The organism is Saccharopolyspora erythraea, assembly GCF_018141105.1.
GTDB lineage: Bacteria > Actinomycetota > Actinomycetes > Mycobacteriales > Pseudonocardiaceae > Saccharopolyspora_D > Saccharopolyspora_D erythraea_A.
This window is the reverse complement of record NZ_CP054839.1, coordinates 6,775,597-6,794,286: the sequence shown is the minus strand read 5'-3', so window position 1 is coordinate 6,794,286 and position 18,690 is coordinate 6,775,597. Positions and strand designations below refer to the sequence as shown.

Sequence of the window (18,690 nt, the reverse complement as noted above, 5' to 3'; positions counted from 1 at the left end):
GCGGTTACCCTCGCATAGGAACATCCACGACTCTGGAGCCCGTGAACCCGTGTTCGACACTCTCTCCGACCGGCTCACATCGGTCCTGAAGAATCTGCGCGGCAAGGGGCGGCTGTCCGATGCCGACATCGACGCCACCGCGCGCGAGATCCGCATCGCCCTGCTCGAAGCCGACGTGGCGCTGCCGGTGGTCCGCAGCTTCATCGCGGGTGTCAAGGAGCGCGCGAAGAGCGCGGAGGTCTCGCAGGCCCTCAACCCGGCCCAGCAGGTCATCAAGATCGTCAACGAGGAGCTGGTCGGCATCCTCGGCGGCGAGACCCGCAGGCTGGAGTACGCCAAGACCCCGCCGAGCGTGATCATGCTCGCCGGTCTCCAGGGCTCCGGCAAGACCACCCTCGCCGGGAAGCTGGCCCGCTGGCTGCAGAGCCAGGGCCACACCCCGATGCTGGTCGCCGCCGACCTCCAGCGCCCGAACGCGGTCAACCAGCTGCAGGTCGTCGGGGAGCGCGCCGGGGTCGCGGTGTTCGCTCCCGAGCCGGGCAACGGCGTCGGCGACCCGGTCGACGTCTCGCGGCGCAGCATCGAGGAGGCGCGCCGCGCCCAGCACGACATCGTCATCGTCGACACCGCCGGCCGGCTGGGCGTCGACCAGGAGATGATGCAGCAGGCCGCCGACATCCGGGACGCGGTCAAGCCCGACGAGACCCTGTTCGTCGTCGACGCGATGATCGGTCAGGACGCGGTGTCCACCGCCGAGGCGTTCCGCGACGGTGTCGGCTTCTCCGGCGTGGTGCTGACCAAGCTCGACGGCGACGCCCGCGGTGGTGCCGCGCTGTCGGTCCGCCAGGTCACCGGCCAGCCGATCATGTTCGCCTCCAACGGCGAGAAGCTGGAGGACTTCGACGTCTTCCACCCGGACCGGATGGCCAGCCGGATCCTGGGCATGGGCGACATGCTCACCCTCATCGAGCAGGCCGAGCAGGCGTTCGACGCAGAGCAGGCCGAGGCCGCCGCGCAGAAGCTCGGCGCGGGCCAGCTCACCCTCGAGGACTTCCTGGAGCAGATGCAGGCGGTGCGGCGGATGGGTCCGCTGCAGAACCTGCTGGGCATGCTGCCGGGCGCGGGCCAGATGAAGGACCAGCTCGCCAACTTCGACGAGAAGCACCTGGACCGGGTGCAGGCGATCATCCGGGGCATGACGCCCGCCGAACGCGAGGACCCCAAGATCATCAACGCCTCGCGGCGGCAGCGCATCGCGCGCGGCTCGGGCGTGACGGTCAGCGACATCAACGACCTGGTCAACCGGTTCTTCGAAGCCCGCAAGATGATGCAGCAGATGGCCGGGCAGTTCGGCGGCTTCGGCGGTGGCGGCAACCGCAAGGGCAAGAAGGGGAAGAAGGGCAAGAAGGGCAAGGGCCGCGGCCCGACCCCGCCCAAGGGGATGCGCGGGATGCCCGCCGGCTTCCCGGGCCTGCCGCCCGGGGGCATGCCGGGCGCGGGCAGCGGCGGCCCCGACCTGTCCCAGCTCGGCGGCGGCATGAACGACCTGCCGCCCGGGTTCGACCCCTCGAAGCTCAACTTCGGCAAGAAGAAGTGACGGCGCTGCACCTGCGGGCGGTCGTGCTGCCCGACGGTGAGCACCGCGACGTCTGGATCAGTGACGGGCTCGTCAGCCTCGATCCGGTCCCGGACGCGACCACGGTGTTCGACGGCGGCTACGTGCTGCCCGGACTGGTGGACGCGCACTGCCACGTCGGCATCGGCCCGCAGGGGCCGGTCGAGCTCGCCGAGGCCGCCGTGCAGGCCGAGGCCGACCGCGACGCCGGGACCCTGCTCATCCGCGACTGCGGCGCGCCGATCGACACCCGGCCGCTCCAGGAGCGCGAGGACCTGCCGCGGATCATCCGCGCGGGCCGCCACATCGCCCGGCCCAAGCGCTACATCCCGTACCTGGCCGACCAGCTCGACCACGAGGAGCAGTTGCCCGCCGCGGTCGCCGAGCAGGCCGCCCGGGGCGACGGCTGGGTGAAGCTCGTCGGCGACTGGATCGACCGGTCGGTCGGCGACCTCGCGCCGCTGTGGAGCGCCGACGTGCTCGCCGAGGCGATCTCGGTCGCCCACCAGCACGGCGCTCGGGTCACCGCGCACGTCTTCGGCGAGGACGCCCTGCCGGGACTGCTGGCGGCGGGCATCGACTGCATCGAGCACGGCACCGGCCTCACCGACGAGACCATCGCGATGATGGCCGAGCGCGGCACCACGCTGGTGCCGACGCTGGTCAACATCGAGAACTTCCCGTCGTTCGCCGCCGCGGCCACCAGGTACCCCGACTACGCCGCCCACATGACCGAGCTCTACCGGCGCGGCGACCGCACGGTGGCCAAGGCGATCGAGGCCGGCGTGCCGGTCTACGCGGGCACCGACGCGGGCGGCGGCATCGAGCACGGCGTGCTGGTCGACGAGATCATCGCGCTGAACCGCGTCGGCATGTCGCCCGAACAGGCCATCGGCGCGGCGTCCTGGGCGGCGCGGGAGTGGCTCGGCTACTCCGGGCTGCGCCACGGCGCGGTGGCCGATCTGGTGTGCTACGACGACGACCCCCGCAAGGACCTGACCGCGTTGCGTCACCCGAAGCGCATCGTCTTGCGCGGACGGGTGGTCGGCTGACCTCTCCCGGGCTCCTCGGCCCCACCTCGCGTGTGAGTCTGGACAATGATCGGCCCGGATTCGCCCGGAACGGGTGAAACTCGGACATGATCACGGTGATGGACGCGCGTTCGCCCGGCCTGGCCCCGGCGCATAGTGTTGCTTCCAGGGGAGAGGGGGAGACCTGCCTTGGAGCATCCGCGCCGCGATGAGCCGGGAGGGGAGCAGCCGGGCTTCCCCGTCGCCAGGCTGCCCGGCGACCCGCGACCGGAGGGGCAGGGCACCCCGCCGCAGCAGCCCCCCGCCGGCTCTTCGCACACCCCGGCCGGACCCGACGCCGATGGTCCGTCCTGGACCACCTACAGCCGTCCGATGCGCGGCGCCGACGACTCCAGCGATCCCGCCCTGCACCCGCGGTACTGGGAGGCGCAGCTCGAAGCCGCCCGGCGCGGCAGCCTCGCCTGGGGGTTCGCCGCGTTCTTCGTCGGCTACGGCGCCTTCTACCTGGTCGGGCAGGTCGTCTCGGCCGTCATGCCGTCGCGGGAGAGCGGGTTCGACCCGGCCGACCCGCCCGCCCTCGGGCCGTTGCTGCTGCTGGCCTTCGTGCCCAACATCCTGCTCGGGCTCGTGCCCGCGATCTTCTCCTGGGTCCGGGGCAACGGCGTGCGCGCGGACTTCGGCATCGTGCCCAGGCTGCGCGACGTCAAGGTGGGGCTGGCCTGCGGCGGTGCCGCGCTGCTGCTGTCGTTCGTGCTCGGCCTGATCATGATCGCGGTCAACGGCCAGCCGCCCGAGACGGGCATAAGCCGCCTGATGCAGGGCGAGAAGAGCGTCTGGCTGTTCCTGTTCGCGCTCTTCGCCTTCCTGGGCGCGCCGCTGACCGAGGAGCTGCTGATGCGCGGCGCCCTGTGGGGCGCCCTGGAGCACTACCGGGTGCCCCGGTACGCGATCCTGCTCCTCACCACGCTGATCTTCGCCTTCATCCACCAGGAGGTGTGGCGGACGCCCGTGCTGTTCGTGGGCGGATTGGCGATCGGCGCCGCGCGCATGATCACCGGCCGCACCGGGGCGAGCGTGATCGCGCACGCGACCAACAACTTCCTGCCCGCGCTGCTGCTGTTCGTGGCCGCGGGATGAGGCTCGGCAGGCCCCGCCCCCGCGGGGCGCGGGTAACGTGGCGGCTCCGTCGGTGTCGTTGCGGCGAGTGACGAGTTCGGCGACCCCGCAAGGACCGACCGTCCCCGCCGCGCGGCGCCCGGCGGTCACCAGGCACCACGGAGGGGCAAGTGGACGCATCGCACGCACCAGAGCCGACGGGCGGCGGCACGCTCGCCGCACCGGCCCCCGAGGCCGCACGTCCGGTGCACCGCTGGGGCTTCGGCGCGTTCTTCCTGGCCCAGGCCGTCTTCGTGCTGGTCTCGGTGACGCTGGCCGCCTATTTCGGCAGCCTGCAGGACGAGGGCTCCCGCTTCGGCGTCGCACTGGTGCTGATGCTCATGGTGCCCACGCTGCTCGCGGGTGCGGTGGCCGTGGTGGTCACGATGGTGCGGGGCAACGGCCCGCGCGCCGACTTCGGCCTGGAGTGGCGCTGGAAGGACATCACCACCGGGCTGGGCATCGGCGCGGTCGGGCTGGTCTCCACGACCATCGCCTCCACGATCTGGCTGAGCTGGGTCGGCCCGGACGCCCAGTCCACCGTCAGCGGCCTGCTCGACGGGGTGCGGCTGCCGCCCGCGCTGGCGGTGGTGATCTTCCTGCACGTCTGGCTCATCGCGCCGATCTGCGAGGAGCTGCTCTACCGCGGCCTGCTGTGGGGGGCCATGGAGCGGTTGCGCTGGAGCAGGGTGACCGCGTTCGTGCTCAGCACGGCGGTGTTCGCCATCGGCCACCTGGAGCCCGAGCGCACTCTGCTGCTGCTGGTGATCGCGATCCCCATCGGGGTGGCCCGGATGGTGACGGGGCGGCTGACGGCCAGCATCGTCGCCCACCAGGTGAACAACTTCCTGCCCGCGGTGGGCCTGCTGCTGATCTCGCTCGGCGTGATGCCGGAGTAGACCCGGACTCCCGCGGCAGCGGCGCCGCACGCATCTGGCAGAATAGATGACTGCCCGCTGCGGGCGGTCCCTCTCACCGCCTGCGGCCGTTGACGAAAGAGCGTTCCATTCCGTTGCCCCACGCGGTGTGGCATGTTCACCCGAGCACGAACGAGAGTCTGAGGAGCACCACCACCCGTGGCTGTGAAGATCAAGCTGGCGCGGATCGGTAAGATCCGCGAGCCGCACTACCGCATTGTCGTCGCCGACGCCCGCACCCGCCGCAACGGCCGGGCGATCGAGACGATCGGCCAGTACCACCCGATGGAGGAGCCGAGCCGCATCGAGGTCGACTCCGAGCGGGCGCAGTACTGGCTGGGTGTCGGCGCGCAGCCGACCGAGCCGGTGCAGAACATCCTCGAGATCACCGGCGACTGGCAGAAGTTCAAGGGCCTGCCGGGCGCCGAGGGCACCCTGAAGACCGCCGCGCCCAAGCCCTCCAAGCAGGAGCTGTTCGAGGCGGCGCTGGCCGCCGCGGGCGAGGAGCCGGTCGCCGAGGCGACCACTCCGAAGAAGAAGGGCGGCAAGAAGGCCGAGGCCGAGGACAAGGCCGAAGAGCAGAAGTCCGAGGAAGGCCAGGCGTGACGGTCCTCGCGGACGCGCTCGAACACCTGGTGCGCGGCATCGTCGACAATCCCGACGACGTCCGCGTGCAGCTGCTCACGACCCGCCGCGGCCGCACCCTGGAGGTGCACGTCAACCCCGACGACCTGGGCAAGGTCATCGGGCGCGGCGGGCGTACCGCGACCGCGTTGCGCACCGTCATCTCGGGCATCGGCGGGCGCGGCATCCGCGTCGACGTGGTCGACACCGACCGCTGAGCACGACATGGACGACAAACAGCCCCTCACGCTCGCCGTCGGCAGGATCGTCCGGCCGCACGGCGTGCGGGGGGAGCTGGTCGTCGAGGTGCGCACCGACTCCCCGGAGCTGAGGTTCGCCCCGGGAGCGGTGCTGAGCATGCGCCGACGCGGCGCGCGCGGCTCGGAGGACTTCACCGTGGCAGCCGCCCGGCCCCACGCCGGGCGGCTGCTCGTGCGCGCGGAGGGCGTCGAGGGCCGCGAGGCCGCTGAGGAGCTGCGCGGCGCGCTGCTCCTCGTCACCGCCGACGAGCTCGAGTCCACCGACGACCCGGACGAGTTCCACGACCACCAGCTCGAAGGCCTGCGCGTGGTGTTCCCCGCGGGCGAGGAGGCCGGGGTCGTGGCCGAGGTCGTGCACACGCCCGCAGGCGAGCTGCTGGCCGTGCGCACTCCCGACGACCGGGAGGTGCTCGTGCCGTTCGTCTCGGAGATGGTTCCCGAGATCGACCTCGAAGCCGGCCGCCTCGTCGTCGATCCGCCGGAAGGCCTGTTCGACGCCGAGGAGTGACCCGCGGGCGCGCCGCCCGGCGTTCCCGCTCCCATCCCGGCCATCCACCGCAAGGCTGCCATGCGAATCGACGTCATCACGATCTTCCCCGACTACCTGAACCCGCTGCGCGAGGCGTTGCTCGGCAAGGCCATCGAGCGGGAGCGGATCGCCGTCGGCGTGCACGACCTGCGGAACTGGACCCATGACGTGCACCGCGCCGTGGACGACAGCCCCTACGGCGGCGGTCCCGGCATGGTCATGAAGCCCGACGTGTGGGGCGAGGCGCTCGACGAGATCTGCGGTGACGGGACCGGCCAGGTACCCCGCCTGGTCGTGCCGACCCCGGCGGGCCGCCCATTCACCCAGCGCACGGCGGTGCGCTGGTCGCAGGAGCCGTGGCTGGTCTTCGCCTGCGGGCGCTACGAGGGCATCGACCAGCGGGTGATCTCCGACGCCGCCCGCCGGATGCCGGTCGAGGAGGTCTCGATCGGCGACTACGTGCTGGTCGGCGGCGAGGTCGCCGCGCTGACCATGATCGAGGCCGTGGTCCGGCTGCTGCCCGGCGTGCTGGGCAACCCGGCCTCGGCCGAGCAGGACTCCTTCTCCGACGGCCTGCTCGAAGGCCCCTGCTACACCCGTCCGGAGGTGTGGCGGGACCAGCCGGTGCCGGAGGTGCTGCGCTCCGGCAACCACGCCGCGATCGCCCGCTGGCGGCGCGACCAGTCGCTGGAGCGCACGTGGCGGCGGCGGCCCGAACTGATCGACGCGCTGCCGGAAGGGACCCTGGACGCCAGGGACCGCGAGGTGCTCGATAAGGTGCGGGAGTCGGATCACTCCGGCGATTCCCGGTCCCCCGGAAGCGACTAGCGGCGCTACCGCCTCTCGGGTGGGGCCGGTTTCAGCATGGAAGTGCCCGTCTGGCACACTGGACCGGTTGCTGCAGCCGGATTGAACAGTCGGCGCACTCAAAGCAAGCTCACCCGTGCCCGGGGCCCCACCGCGAGGTCGGGCCGCCGATGTGCCAGGGCGCGGGACGACACGGATGAGGACGGACCACCGATGAACACCCTGGACGCTCTGGACGCCCAGTCGCTGCGTTCCGACATCCCCGCCTTCCGGCCTGGCGACACGCTGAAGGTCCACGTCCGCGTCATCGAGGGTTCGCGCGAGCGGAACCAGGTTTTCCAGGGCGTCGTGATCCGCCGCCAGGGCGGCGGCGTCCGGGAGACCTTCACCGTCCGCAAGGTTTCCTTCGGTGTCGGCGTGGAGCGCACCTTCCCGGTGCACAGCCCCAACATCGCCAAGGTCGAGGTCGCCACCCGTGGTGACGTCCGGCGGGCCAAGCTCTACTACCTGCGCGAACTGCGCGGCAAGGCCGCCAAGATCAAGGAGAAGCGCGAGACCGCGCCTGCCTCCTGAGGCCTGCGCACCGCAGCCGTCGAACGACCCGGGCACCCCGCCCGGGTCGTTCTGCATTTCCCGGATGGGGTGCGCCGTTCACCGGTCCGGCTGATGGCGATGCGGTTTCGGTCGGCGGTGTGTGGAGGTTGACGGCCGCGGGGTAGCCCGATCGCGACTGGCCAGTCTCCAGTAGCCTGGCCGGGTGGCCGACGTGATGCGCTCCACCGGACCGGACGAAGATCCCCAGGGCGGGGAGGAGCCCCGTGCTACACCCGAAGAGCGCCCCGCGCGTCGGTGGAGGTCCTCGGGCAAGCAGCAGAAGAAGGGCTCGTTCTGGCGCGAGCTCCCCATCCTCATCGTCACCGCGCTGGCGCTGACGGTGCTGATCCAGGCGTTCCTGGCCCGGGTCTACGTCATCCCCTCGCAGTCGATGGAGCAGACCCTGCACGGGTGCACGGGCTGCAACAACGACCGGGTGCTGGTGGACAAGGTCAGCTACCGGTTCGGCAACCCCGAGCCCGGTGACGTCGTGGTGTTCCGCGGCCCGCAGGCGTGGGTGCAGAACGAGTTCCACGTCCCGGAGGACACCAACCCCGTGGTGCGGTTCTTCCAGGGCGCGGCGTCGCTGATCGGGTTCGGCTCGCCGGACGAGAAGGACTTCGTCAAGCGCGTGATCGCCACCCAGGGCCAGACCGTGGAGTGCTGCGACCCGCAGAACCGCGTCCTGGTCGACGGCCGCCCGCTCAACGAGCCCTACATCTACTGGGAGCCCGGCAGGGGCAACGAGCAGCAGGAGTTCCAGCCGGTCACGGTGCCGCCGGGGCACCTGTGGGTGATGGGTGACAACCGCAACGACTCCTCCGACTCCCGCTTCCAGGGCGGCGGTGGCGTCAGCGGGGCGGTGCCGGTCGACAACGTCATCGGCAAGGCGCAGGTCATCGTGCTGCCGCCGACCCGCTGGCAGGCCATCCCGGAGCCCAACCCGCAGGCCGACGCCCTCGGCGCGCCCGCGTGGCAGGCGGGGCTGCCGGTCGGCGCCGGTTTCGCGGCGGCGTTCCCCGTCGTCTGGGCGGGTCGTAGGCTCGTGCGTGTGGTGAACCTACGTTCGCGGGAGCGGCACTGACCGTGGCTGTCAGGCTGGCGGCGGGCTTGCGGCCGCCGAGGACGGTGGTCCGGCGCAGCACGGGCAACTGGGCGTTGCAGAGCGCCCTGGACCGGCGGGGCCTGGGGCCCGTCGCGGGCGTGGACGAGGCCGGCCGTGGGGCCTGCGCTGGACCGCTGGTGGTGGCCGCGTGCGCGCTCAAGCCCGGTGACGGGCGCCGTTTCGAAGGGCTGACTGACTCGAAGGTGCTCAGCCCGGCGGAACGGGAACGCCTGTACGACGTGATCCACGCCAAGGCGCTCAGCTCGTCGGTCATCGTCATTCCGGCCGACGAGGTCGACGCCCTCGGCATCCACGTCGCCAACCTGGAGGGGATGCGCCGAGCGGTGGCGCAGCTCTCGGTGCCCCCCGGTTACGTGCTCACCGACGGTTTCCGGGTGCCCGGCCTGGGGACGCCGAGCGTGGCGGTGGTCAAGGGCGACCTGGTCGCCGCGTGCGTGGCGGCGGCGTCGGTGCTCGCGAAGGTGACCAGGGACCGGATCATGACGGGTCTGCACGAGCAGTTCCCGATGTACGGCTTCGACGAGCACAAGGGGTACTGCACGTCCGACCACACCGTCCGGCTCACCGAGCACGGCCCGTGCGAGGAGCACCGCTGGTGCTACGCCAACGTGGTGGCCGCCGCGCAGGTACACGGGATGCGTTCACCTCGAACGGTGAGCAGCAAGCCCGGTTTGTTCGATGCTTTCGAGGGGGATGTGGTGGACAATGAGCAGTTGTAGTCCGAACGGCAACGGGGAAGGGCTCGCACACCGATGAGCGCCGAGGATCTCGAGAAGTACGAGACCGAGATGGAGCTGCAGCTCTACAAGGAGTACCGCGACATCGTCGGCCAGTTCACCTACGTCGTGGAGACCGAGCGCCGGTTCTACCTGGCCAACGCGGTGGACGTGCAGGTGCGCAACTCCGATTCGGAGGTCTACTTCGAGGTGGCCATGTCGGATGCCTGGGTCTGGGACATGTACCGCCCTGCGCGTTTTGTGAAGAATGTCCGGGTCATCACCTTCAAGGACGTCAACGTCGAGGAACTGGACAAACCGGATCTGCGGCTGCCGGAAAGCGGCCCGTTCGGCAGCTGAGCCGGTAGCAAAGCGCGAGAGGACGCGGGGGACTGGCGGCCAGCACGCCCCGGGGCGACCGTGCACGCGAGCGTCCCGGGGCGTTCTTGCTCTCGCGCTCTTCTGGCTTGCTCTCGCACTCTGCCGACGCCGTGTGGCGACCGCTGATGGCATTGCCAGTTGCTTTCGTCTGATCAACTCCTTTGGCTTCGGCTCGGTCGCCGCTCGTTTTCGCGCGGCCACTGCTCGCCGCTTTCCTTCGTGTGAACACTGGCCGCATTCGTTTTGTGCTTCCGTTTGGTCAACCCACGCCGTCTCGGCCTGGTCAATTCCGCCGCTTCCGCCTCGTGGCCCCTGGGCCCCACCTGCTTCCACCCCCTGCGGCCCGTTTCCACCAGCTACGTGCTTCCGCCCCTATGAGGCGTTCCCGCCGTCGCTAGCGCAATTGATCACCCGTTGCGGTTGAATCCGTGGCTTCCACTACCTCCTTCGTGTGGCGAGTTATCCACACCCGCCCCATTTATCCACAAGTTCTGAAACTGAACCTGTCGGCGACCACCGCGCCCGGGCAACGTGGATCTCGAGCAACGCGACACCGCTGGAGGAACCATGAGCCGCACGGCGATTTTCGGAACCCTGTCCGATGACGACACCAAGGGCCGCAGGCATGCGCTGGGCGTGGAGGGAGAACGCCTCGCGGCCCGTTTCCTGGAGGAGCACGGCATAACCGTGCTGGAGCGAAACTGGCGATGCGACCAAGGCGAACTGGACATCGTTGCCACGGATGGGGAAACCGTCATCTTCTGCGAGGTCAAGGCGCGCTCCGGGGTGGACTACGGCGCCCCGCTTAACGCTGTCAGCCCGCACAAGGTCAGACATCTGCGCGCCTTGGCGAGAACCTGGCTGTCGGAAAGGAACCTGACCGGCTGCACAGCCCGCTTCGACGTCGTCTCCGTGCTGTGGCCACCAGGCCGTCCCGCCCGGATCGAGCACCTCGAGGGGGCGTTCTGACATGGCGTTGCACAGGACGTGGGCGGTCGCACTGTTCGGTGTGGACGGTGTGCTCGTCGAGATCGAGGCCGACGTGCGCAAGGGCGGTCTGCCGAGCCTCCAGCTCCTCGGACTGCCGGATTCGGCGTTGCAGGAGTCGAAGAACCGGGTCCGCTCGGCGATCGTGAACTGCCAGGAGAACTGGCCCGCGAGGTGCGTGACGCTGGCGCTGTCGCCCGCGGCGATCCCCAAAACGGGCACCTCCTACGACCTCGCGCTGGCGTGCGCGGTGCTTGCCGGGGCGGAGCAGGTACCGCCGCACCGACTGAATGGCACAGTTCTGTTCGGCGAACTCGCCCTGGACGGGCGGGTGCGTGCGGTGCGGGGTCTCCTACCGGCGGTGCTTGCGGCGAAGCGGGCCGGCATGCCCAGGGCGATCGTGCCCACGGCGGGGCTTGCCGAGGCCAAGCTCGTCGAGGGCATCGATGTCATGGGAGCGAACCACCTGCGTGATGTCGTCGCATGGCTGCGGGAAACCGGCGAGCTCGACCGGGAACCGCCCTCGGCCGCACGCGCTGCCGAGCCCTCCGAAACGCTCGATCTCGCCGATGTGATGGGGCAGCCGGAAGCGCGTTGGGCACTGGAGGTCGCTGCCGCGGGTGGCCACCACCTGCTGCTCGTCGGCCCGCCCGGGACCGGCAAGACCATGCTGGCCAGGAGGTTGGGCGGTCTGCTGCCGGACCTCACACCGCAGGAGGCGCTGGAGGTGACCGCGATCCATTCGGTCGCGGGGGAGTCGCCCTGCGCCGACCTGATGACCGCACCGCCCTTCGTCGCCCCGCACCACTCGTTGTCGATCACGGCCCTCGTCGGCGGCGGCGCGGGCCTGGCCAGGCCCGGTGCGGTCAGCCGTGCGCATCGCGGTGTTCTGCTACTGGACGAGGCGTGCGAACTCGGTCCGAAGCGGCTCGAGGCACTGCGCACTGCGTTGGAGGAGGGAGAGATACGTCTCGCCCGGCGAGACGGCACGGTCCGCTACCCGGCGAGGTTCCAGCTCGTGCTCGCCACGAACCCATGCCCGTGCGCACCCGCGAGGGACGTGGACTGCCAGTGCCCTCCGCAGGCCCGCCGTCGCTACTTCGGCAAGCTCTCCGGGCCGCTGATGGACCGCGTGGACCTGCGTGCCCGGACGAGGCCCATGCTCGCGATGGCTTCACAACTCGGGTGCGAGCCGGAGCCGACGGAAGTGGTCCGCAAGCGGGTCGGTGACGCGCGAGCGGCTGCGTTGCAACGCTGGTCCGCTCACGGCTGGCAGACCAACACCGAGGTGCCGGGCCCCGCGTTGCGCCGCGAGTTCGCCCTGCCACGCCAGGCGACCGCTCTGCTGGACCGCGGTCTGGAGACCGGTGCCATCACCGCTCGCGGTGCGGACCGCTGCCTGCGTGTCGCCTGGACGCTCGCCGACCTGGAAGGCAGTTCTCGGCCGGACGCGGATCACGTTGCGGCGGCGCTGGAATTCCGGGATCGGAGGTCGCCGTGATGTGGAGCATGGAGAAGGCGGGCCCGCCCGGAGCCGAAGTCGGCGACGAGGTCCTGGTCGCTCGCGCGTACCTCTCGGCCGTGGCCGAGCCACCGGCGCCGGCACTCGCCGGATTCATCGCTGCACATGGTGCCTGCCGCGCCGCGGAAGTGGTCCGCAGCGGTTCGGCACCACCGTCGGTGGCGGACGAGGTCGATGCGCGCAGGGAGCACGTCTCGGGCGAAGCAGCTCTGGATGCCGCCGCGATGGCGGGGTTGCGACTGGTGATGCCGGAGCATTCCGACTGGCCGCACGAAAGCTTCGAGAGCTTGGCGGACGCGTGTGCCATCGGCCTACCGGGCGTGGCGGCGCCGATAGCGCTGTGGGTGCGCGGGCGGATCCCCTTGGCGGAAGCCCTGGGCACATCCGTCGCGATCGTCGGTGCTCGCGCGGCCTCGGGATATGGCGAGCGCGTGGCGGCCGAGTTCGCGCACGGCCTCGCCGTCGAGGGCTACACCGTCGTATCCGGTGCCGCGTACGGGATCGACGGCGCGGCGCATCGCGGAGCGCTCGCCGCCGGGCGACCGACGATCGCCTTCCTGGCCTGCGGTGTCGACATCGACTATCCGTCGGGACACAGCATGCTGCTCCGCGCGATCGGCGAGCAGGGCGCCGTCGTGAGCGAGTACGCCCCAGGCACCGAACCGCGAAAGCATCGCTTCCTGGTGCGGAACAGGCTCATCGCCGCCTGCGGGCAGGGCACCGTCGTGGTGGAGGCAGGCGCGCGCAGCGGAGCGAGCAACACCGCCAACACCGCCGATGCGCTCGGTCGCCCGGTCATGGCGGTGCCGGGTCCGGTGACGTCGAAGAGTTCCGTCGGCTGTCACGAGATGGTCCGCAGCGGCAAGGCGTTGCTCGTGACGAACGTCGACCACGTCAGGGAAGTCCTGAGCCCGCTCGGTGTCGGCCCGGCAACCGACCTACCCGTTCCGGCCAAGGCCACCGACAACCTCGACCGCTTCGCCAAGCAACTGCACGACGCCCTAAGCGAGTCCGGTGCTACCAGCGCCGACGAACTCGCCCGCGACTCCGGCCTCCCACTGCGAAAAGTGCGCGCCCTGCTCCCCGCCCTTGAACTCGCGGGTCTCGCAGTGCGAGGAGAACGGGGGTGGTCCCGCAACCCCGCCTAACGCCACCAACCCGGCGGGACCGGCAACCCCACCGGCACCAAGTCCGGCCGGAGCCACCAAGTCCGGCGGGGGCCGCATGTCTGGCGGAAGCCACCATGCCCGCCGGGCCGCCAAGTCCGGCGGGTCCCGCCAAGTCCGGCGGGATCCGACATGCCCGGCGGGACCCGCAAGTCTGGCAGGAGCCGACATGCCCGACGGGACCCGCCAAACTCACCGGGCCTGACTGCGCCGGACCAAGCCTGACTGTGCCGGACCGGGTGCGACGGGCCCGATCTCGTCTGATCGGCTCCTGACCGCGCCTGACCGGGCTCAGCCGTGCCTGACCGCGTCTGAGGGCCTGACCTCGGTGGTCGAGCCCGGACCGCGCCTGAGCCGAGCCCGGCCGGGCCCGACTGGGCCAGACAAGGCTCATTCAAACGGCCAATTCGAGCCCGCCAGGGTCAGCCCCCGAGCCCGAGCGGGTCCCTCTCGAGCCCAACTGCCGGACCGGGCTCCGACCCGGCTGCAACGGAGGCGCGCACCGAGTGCGAGCGGCCGCGTCGGGCGCTCGTGCCCTGACCACGCAACCTACTTACCCGCTCGCGCTTACCGTTCACGCTTAACGGCCTGCGGCATCAACATTCAGCAGTGCGGGTCGAGCCGATTCGGTCGGGCCGTACCCGGACATCCGTGTTGGTCCTCGTACGGCATCAGCACCGACCAACCAGTTCTCTCCACCGTCGCGGCCCCTATCCACCACCCGCCCATAGCGGGGCGTGTACGGGTCGCCGCCGTGTGGGGTCGCGGTGACCAGCGTGCCCACGAACGGCGCGGCGTCCGGCGCCCCGTGCGCTCCAGCATCGCGGCGGTCACCGCGGTCGCCGCTGACCAGCAGCCGCCGCTGACCAGCAGCTGTCGCATCAGCGGATGGTGATCACGACCACCACGTGTTCGCTCTCGCATCGACGAAAGCGTTCACCTAATCGAAGCGTTCACCCAATCAAGCAAGCCAAGCAAGCTAATCCTTGCCCTTTTCGGCGCACGCCTTGTTCGGCATTCGAACCCCGCCCGCAGTGCGGCAGCGACGCGGCTTCCGATGGTCTCGTTGCGGGCTATCAATGCCGCTCGTACCGGTAGCCCGCCCGCACTCACTCGATGCGCTTCCCATGCTCGCGCCTTCGCGAGCGTTGCTGCCCGCCCCGTGCATGCGGTTGTGCGTACCGGTGCGGACATGTCCGGACCCGGGCTCACTTCTGGTCCTGACTGCGTCGGCTCCGCCTGCGCCTGTGCTCCTGCCCGCGTGCGGGTTCCGCACTCACCACTGTGTTCCTGCCTGCGTGCGGACTCGCGTTGCCGCATCCGAATTCGCACTTGTGTCCGTGTTTTCCCCTGCCCATGTGCTGGCTCTGTCAGAATTCCGCGTGTGCGCGTCCGAGATGGCGCTGGTGGGCGCCGCGTTCGGCGCTCGCTCCCTGGGTTCCGCGTTCATGCTGGTGCCGGTTGGTGCAGTGCGTTGCCGAAGCCTGGTCTCTCGTTGTCGCTGGTGCACACCTCTCGGTCGTGGCCGGTGCTCGCGGCCATCGTGGCCACCCGGTGGCCGCACCCGACGGAGGCGGTCTCCCCGGGTAGTTGCCACCACATGCATCCAAGAGGTCATGATCACTACCCGCTATGGCGTGGCGATGCTTGACCGCGGTGGCCACAAGGGCCAGCTTCGGGGTATGGCTCGCATCTCTTCCGACCCGACGAAGGGACCGGACTCGCGGAAGGCCCGTGATGGGCTGCCGGGACCGGTGGGCGCGGTGGTCGGCAGATTCGAGCGGCACCTCAGGTCCGAGCGCGGGCTTTCCGCGCACACCGTGCGCGCGTACATCGGCGATGTGGTTTCGCTGCTGGACCACTTCTGCGCCGGCGACCAGGAAAGCAAGGGGCTGAACGGGTTGGGGCTCACCGTGCTGAGGGAATGGCTGGCTGCCCAGCACGCCGATGGCGCGAGCCGCTCCACGCTCGCACGGCGTGCCGCCTCCGCCCGGACCTTCACGGCGTGGGCCCACCGCGCTGAGCTGCTCCCGCACGACCCGGGCCCGCGGCTGGCCGCTCCCACCCCGAAGCGGAAGCTGCCGGCCGTCCTTCGCGCCGAACAGGCCAAGGCGGCGATGTCGGCTTCGCAGGCGGGGGCGGAGCAGGGTGACCCCATCGCGTTGCGGGACCACGCGGTCGTGGAACTGCTCTACGCGACCGGTGTCCGGGTGTCCGAGCTGTGCGGGCTCGACCTCGACGACGTCGATCACGAACGGCACCTCGTCCGGGTCATCGGCAAGGGTGACAAGGAACGCGCTGTGCCGTTCGGTGTGCCGGCCGAAGATGCCGTCTCCCGCTGGATCACCGCTGGTCGGCCGAGCCTGGCCACCGAATCGTCCGGCCCGGCGCTGTTCCTGGGCGCGCGAGGCGGGCGCATTGATCCGCGCGCGGTGCGTCGTGTCGTGCACGATGCGGTGGGGGCCGTTTCCGGTGCTACCGACGTCGGGCCGCACGGACTGCGTCACTCCGCGGCGACCCACTTACTCGAAGGAGGAGCGGACCTCCGTAGCGTTCAGGAGTTGCTTGGTCACGCTACGCTCGCAACGACGCAGCTTTACACACACGTGACCGTCGAACGGCTGAAGGCGATCCATGACCGAACTCACCCCCGTTCCTGACGACGCCGGGGGCGGTGCCCACACCGTGGCAGCGAGATCGACATCGACCACGTCGGCTTCTCGCCAGGGCGCGGAACAGCGCACCTCGACCAACGGCCACCACGTCAACGGCCGGAGCCGCCCCACCGCTCGTGCCAGGCGTTCCACCCCGCCGTCGGGCTCGGACCCCTACCAGGCCGAGAACGGTGACCAGCGCAGCGCCGACGAGGTCGAGGCCGGCATCGTGGCTCTGTGGAAGGCGTTCGGCCAGCAGCGTGACCAGGAACTCCGCGATCGGTTGGTGTTGCACTACGCCCCGTTGGTGAAGTACGTCGCGGGGCGTGTCGGAACCGGGCTGCCCTCGCACGTCGAGGTTTCGGACCTGATCCAGTCCGGGATCTTCGGCCTGGTCGACGCCATCGAGAAGTTCGAGCCGGAGCGCGGCCTCAAGTTCGAGACCTACGCGATGCAGCGCATCCGCGGCGCGATCCTCGACGACCTGCGTGCACAGGACTGGGTGCCGCGTTCGGTGCGCAGCCGGGCGCGCGACGTCGAACGCGCCCTGGAACGCCTCGAAGCGAAACTGCAGCGCACGGCGTCGGACGCGGAACTCGCCGAGGAACTCGAACTCTCGCTGGACGAACTGCGCGAGCTGTTCGCGCAGCTGCAGATGACCAGCGTGGTCGCCCTCGACGACCTGATCGGCGCGGGTCAGACCACGTCGTCGCTGGCCGAGACCCTGCCGGACGATCGTGCCGAGGACCCGGTCGCCACGCTCGTCGACAGGGACAGCCGTCGCCAGCTCGCCGAGGCTGTAGAACGTCTCAGTGACCGCGACCGCATCGTGGTCACGCTGTACTACTTCGAGAACCTGACTCTCGCCGAGATCGGGAAGGTGCTCGGCGTGACGGAATCCCGCGTGTGTCAGCTTCACACCAGGGCTGTCCTGCGGTTGCGCACGAAGCTCACGGAGCAGAACTGATCGAGCAGCGGGTCTGCTCGGACTGTTCGTGCGCTAGGTGGGTACTGGCATCCGGCGCCGAGGTGAGAAACGTTCTACCGCGTGCAGTGGCGAGTGTGCGGGATTGGCGATGTGACCGATCAGAGATGTGGACTCGGCGATGTGCCCGACGGGTGCGGGAGTCCGCGGGGGCAATGGCGTGGGTCGGCCGAACCGGACCGTGCCGTTGGCAAGGGGTACGGGAGGGACCGTCCCGTCGGCAGGGGGCAGGATAAGGGCGCGTCCCGTCGGCAGGAGACACGACACGGGGACGTCCCGTCGGTTGTATAGCGAGTCCTGAGCGGTAGGCGTTTCTCGGACGTAGAAGAGGCGGGCTATACCGGGGGTGGATTGGCTCGGTCGCCAGGTGCTGTTCGTGCGCAGCAAGACTCCTCGTGGACGCCAGCAGCGAGCGTGAAGCCAGCTCTGTTGCACGCAAGATCGTTCGCCGTGCATTTGTATCGGGTCGCAACGATGGATGGCGTGTGCGCGGCGTTTCACCAAGCCGCCCCGCTGTTGGCTCCGTTCGTGGAAGAGCGTGCCCTGTATTTCTGCTGGTAGAGGTGCGGGGTGGTGGTTCCAGGGACGGGGCTGTCGCGGGCTCGGTTCATTTTCACCTGTGTCAATGGGGAGATGGGGTGATATTCGGCTTGGGGGAAAGCGGAGAACCGGCTGAGGCTGTTCACGCAACGCGATTGATTCCTTCGGAAGTGATCGATACGCGCTCTGAAAGGGAGCAAGTGCTGTGGGTCTCGGGTGGAGGCGTCGCTGCGGTGGGCCTCCTGGGCATTACTGAGGCGGGGCGTCCCAGGGCAGCAGTCGGACGTTGCCCAGGCCGAGGAGGCTGAGGGGGTCCAGGTAGACCGTGCGTCTTCGTGCTCCCCAGTGCAGGCAGGTCTTGGGTGGCGAGGCTGTGCACTCCAGGTGGCCCGCATCGAGAGTGCCGATCTGCTGACCCCGGACCACCTGTTGGCCCACGGCCACGTTGGGGGTGACCGGCTCGTACGTGGTGCGCAGGCCGCCGGGGTGTTCGATCGACACGAGGTTGCGGTCGGCCAGCGGCCCCGCGTAGAGGGCCAGCCCGGGGCCTGCGGCGAGGACGGCTTGGCCGACATCGCCGGTGAGGTCGACGCCCCGGTGACCTGGGCCGTACGCGTGGTCCGGGGCTTCGAACGGGCGCGTGACCTGCGGCGCGCCCGCTATCGGCCAGCCGAACCGCACCGGGGGTGGTAGGGGATCTGCGGAGCGATAGCTGAAGGTCAGGGGCGGGGCACTGAAGGCGGCGGTGCAGGTCAGCAGGGTTGCGGTGACGAGGAGCTTGATCGCGGGACGCATGGCTCCAAGTTGGTGTGGTGGGGGTCGGGCCGCCAGGGTGGATTTGGGAATCTGTGGATAAACCCGGTGGGTGTGGATAACTCGGCCCTGCGGCCCTGCGGCCCTGCGGCCCTGCGGCCCTGCGGCCCTGCGGCCCTGCGGCCCTGCGGCCCTGCGGCCCTGCGGCGCGCACTGGCGGGCCCAACCTCCGTGTCGTACTCGGTGGCGGGCTACGAATGACCGCCGCGCCGGGAAGGCCATGTCAAGCCGCGCAGACCCGCAGTGGTCCGAACCAAATCCTCCGAGT

General features: G+C 70.2%; 18 protein-coding genes. 17 read left to right on the top strand and 1 reads right to left on the bottom strand.

Going from position 1 to position 18,690, the window contains the following annotated elements:
* Positions 1 to 49 precede the first annotated feature (49 nt).
* From ffh to whiG, 17 genes are all read left to right on the top strand, one after another.
* Positions 50 to 1,597: a signal recognition particle protein gene (gene ffh / locus HUO13_RS30360; protein ID WP_211898369.1), complete on the top strand. Its 1,548-nt coding sequence runs from the start codon at positions 50 to 52 to the stop codon at positions 1,595 to 1,597.
* Positions 1,594 to 2,667, top strand: a complete 1,074-nt coding sequence (locus HUO13_RS30355; protein WP_211898368.1) for a metal-dependent hydrolase family protein — start codon at positions 1,594 to 1,596, stop codon at positions 2,665 to 2,667. The genes ffh and HUO13_RS30355 overlap by 4 nt, the downstream gene beginning before the upstream one ends.
* 168 nt (positions 2,668 to 2,835) lie before the next feature.
* Positions 2,836 to 3,783: a CPBP family intramembrane glutamic endopeptidase gene (locus HUO13_RS30350; RefSeq protein ID WP_211898367.1), complete on the top strand. Its 948-nt coding sequence runs from the start codon at positions 2,836 to 2,838 to the stop codon at positions 3,781 to 3,783.
* 149 nt (positions 3,784 to 3,932) lie between these two features.
* Complete coding sequence (locus HUO13_RS30345; protein WP_211898366.1) at positions 3,933 to 4,700, top strand: CPBP family intramembrane glutamic endopeptidase; 768 nt, start codon at positions 3,933 to 3,935, stop codon at positions 4,698 to 4,700.
* A gap of 177 nt (positions 4,701 to 4,877) precedes the next feature.
* Complete coding sequence (gene rpsP / locus HUO13_RS30340; RefSeq protein WP_011874927.1) at positions 4,878 to 5,324, top strand: 30S ribosomal protein S16; 447 nt, start codon at positions 4,878 to 4,880, stop codon at positions 5,322 to 5,324.
* Positions 5,321 to 5,560 carry an RNA-binding protein gene (locus HUO13_RS30335; RefSeq protein ID WP_009943617.1) on the top strand — a complete coding sequence of 80 codons (240 nt, stop codon included), beginning with the start codon at positions 5,321 to 5,323 and terminating at the stop codon, positions 5,558 to 5,560. Before rpsP ends, HUO13_RS30335 begins: the two co-directional genes overlap by 4 nt.
* 7 nt (positions 5,561 to 5,567) lie before the next feature.
* Positions 5,568 to 6,110, top strand: coding sequence for a ribosome maturation factor RimM (rimM, locus tag HUO13_RS30330; RefSeq protein WP_211898365.1), 543 nt, complete (start codon positions 5,568 to 5,570; stop codon positions 6,108 to 6,110).
* Positions 6,111 to 6,170: 60 nt separating this feature from the next.
* On the top strand, positions 6,171 to 6,959 hold the full coding sequence (gene trmD / locus HUO13_RS30325; protein ID WP_211898364.1) for a tRNA (guanosine(37)-N1)-methyltransferase TrmD: 789 nt from the start codon (positions 6,171 to 6,173) through the stop codon (positions 6,957 to 6,959).
* Between the two features lie 192 nt (positions 6,960 to 7,151).
* Positions 7,152 to 7,511: a 50S ribosomal protein L19 gene (gene rplS, locus HUO13_RS30320; protein WP_009943621.1), complete on the top strand. Its 360-nt coding sequence runs from the start codon at positions 7,152 to 7,154 to the stop codon at positions 7,509 to 7,511.
* A gap of 184 nt (positions 7,512 to 7,695) precedes the next feature.
* Positions 7,696 to 8,616 (top strand): signal peptidase I, encoded by a 921-nt coding sequence (gene lepB, locus HUO13_RS30315; protein WP_211898363.1) that lies wholly within the window; start codon positions 7,696 to 7,698, stop codon positions 8,614 to 8,616.
* A 2-nt stretch (positions 8,617 to 8,618) separates the two neighbouring features.
* Entirely contained in the window at positions 8,619 to 9,377 is a 759-nt protein-coding gene (locus HUO13_RS30310) for a ribonuclease HII (RefSeq protein ID WP_249124183.1), read from the top strand.
* Positions 9,378 to 9,410: 33 nt separating this feature from the next.
* A complete protein-coding gene (locus HUO13_RS30305; protein ID WP_009943624.1) occupies positions 9,411 to 9,734 on the top strand; it encodes a DUF2469 domain-containing protein in 324 nt (107 codons plus the stop codon).
* A gap of 588 nt (positions 9,735 to 10,322) precedes the next feature.
* Positions 10,323 to 10,724, top strand: a complete 402-nt coding sequence (locus HUO13_RS30300) for a YraN family protein (RefSeq protein ID WP_211898362.1) — start codon at positions 10,323 to 10,325, stop codon at positions 10,722 to 10,724.
* Position 10,725: 1 nt separating this feature from the next.
* Positions 10,726 to 12,243, top strand: coding sequence for a YifB family Mg chelatase-like AAA ATPase (locus tag HUO13_RS30295; protein WP_211898361.1), 1,518 nt, complete (start codon positions 10,726 to 10,728; stop codon positions 12,241 to 12,243).
* Positions 12,243 to 13,412 carry a DNA-processing protein DprA gene (dprA, locus tag HUO13_RS30290; protein WP_211898360.1) on the top strand — a complete coding sequence of 390 codons (1,170 nt, stop codon included), beginning with the start codon at positions 12,243 to 12,245 and terminating at the stop codon, positions 13,410 to 13,412. Before HUO13_RS30295 ends, dprA begins: the two co-directional genes overlap by 1 nt.
* Positions 13,413 to 15,112: 1,700 nt before the next feature.
* Positions 15,113 to 16,090, top strand: coding sequence for a tyrosine recombinase XerC (locus tag HUO13_RS30285; RefSeq protein ID WP_211903266.1), 978 nt, complete (start codon positions 15,113 to 15,115; stop codon positions 16,088 to 16,090).
* Positions 16,065 to 17,051: an RNA polymerase sigma factor WhiG gene (whiG, locus tag HUO13_RS30280; protein ID WP_211898359.1), complete on the top strand. Its 987-nt coding sequence runs from the start codon at positions 16,065 to 16,067 to the stop codon at positions 17,049 to 17,051. Before HUO13_RS30285 ends, whiG begins: the two co-directional genes overlap by 26 nt.
* Before the next feature lie 807 nt (positions 17,052 to 17,858).
* Here the strand turns inward: whiG and HUO13_RS30275 are convergent.
* Positions 17,859 to 18,404, bottom strand: a complete 546-nt coding sequence (locus HUO13_RS30275) for a murein hydrolase activator EnvC family protein (RefSeq protein ID WP_211898358.1) — start codon at positions 18,402 to 18,404, stop codon at positions 17,859 to 17,861.
* Positions 18,405 to 18,690: the final 286 nt, after the last annotated feature.

What these genes read in the sequence shown, in the direction of transcription:
- rimM (WP_211898365.1), top strand. Translation starts at nt 5,568, where the DNA reads ATGGACGACAAACAGCCCCTCACGCTCGCCGTCGGCAGGATCGTCCGG.
- trmD (WP_211898364.1), top strand. Translation starts at nt 6,171, where the DNA reads ATGCGAATCGACGTCATCACGATCTTCCCCGACTACCTGAACCCGCTG.
- rplS (WP_009943621.1), top strand. Translation starts at nt 7,152, where the DNA reads ATGAACACCCTGGACGCTCTGGACGCCCAGTCGCTGCGTTCCGACATC.
- HUO13_RS30305 (WP_009943624.1), top strand. Translation starts at nt 9,411, where the DNA reads ATGAGCGCCGAGGATCTCGAGAAGTACGAGACCGAGATGGAGCTGCAG.
- HUO13_RS30300 (WP_211898362.1), top strand. Translation starts at nt 10,323, where the DNA reads ATGAGCCGCACGGCGATTTTCGGAACCCTGTCCGATGACGACACCAAG.
- HUO13_RS30295 (WP_211898361.1), top strand. Translation starts at nt 10,726, where the DNA reads ATGGCGTTGCACAGGACGTGGGCGGTCGCACTGTTCGGTGTGGACGGT.
- dprA (WP_211898360.1), top strand. Translation starts at nt 12,243, where the DNA reads ATGTGGAGCATGGAGAAGGCGGGCCCGCCCGGAGCCGAAGTCGGCGAC.
- HUO13_RS30285 (WP_211903266.1), top strand. Translation starts at nt 15,113, where the DNA reads ATGGCTCGCATCTCTTCCGACCCGACGAAGGGACCGGACTCGCGGAAG.
- whiG (WP_211898359.1), top strand. Translation starts at nt 16,065, where the DNA reads ATGACCGAACTCACCCCCGTTCCTGACGACGCCGGGGGCGGTGCCCAC.
- HUO13_RS30275 (WP_211898358.1), bottom strand. Translation starts at nt 18,404, where the DNA reads ATGCGTCCCGCGATCAAGCTCCTCGTCACCGCAACCCTGCTGACCTGC.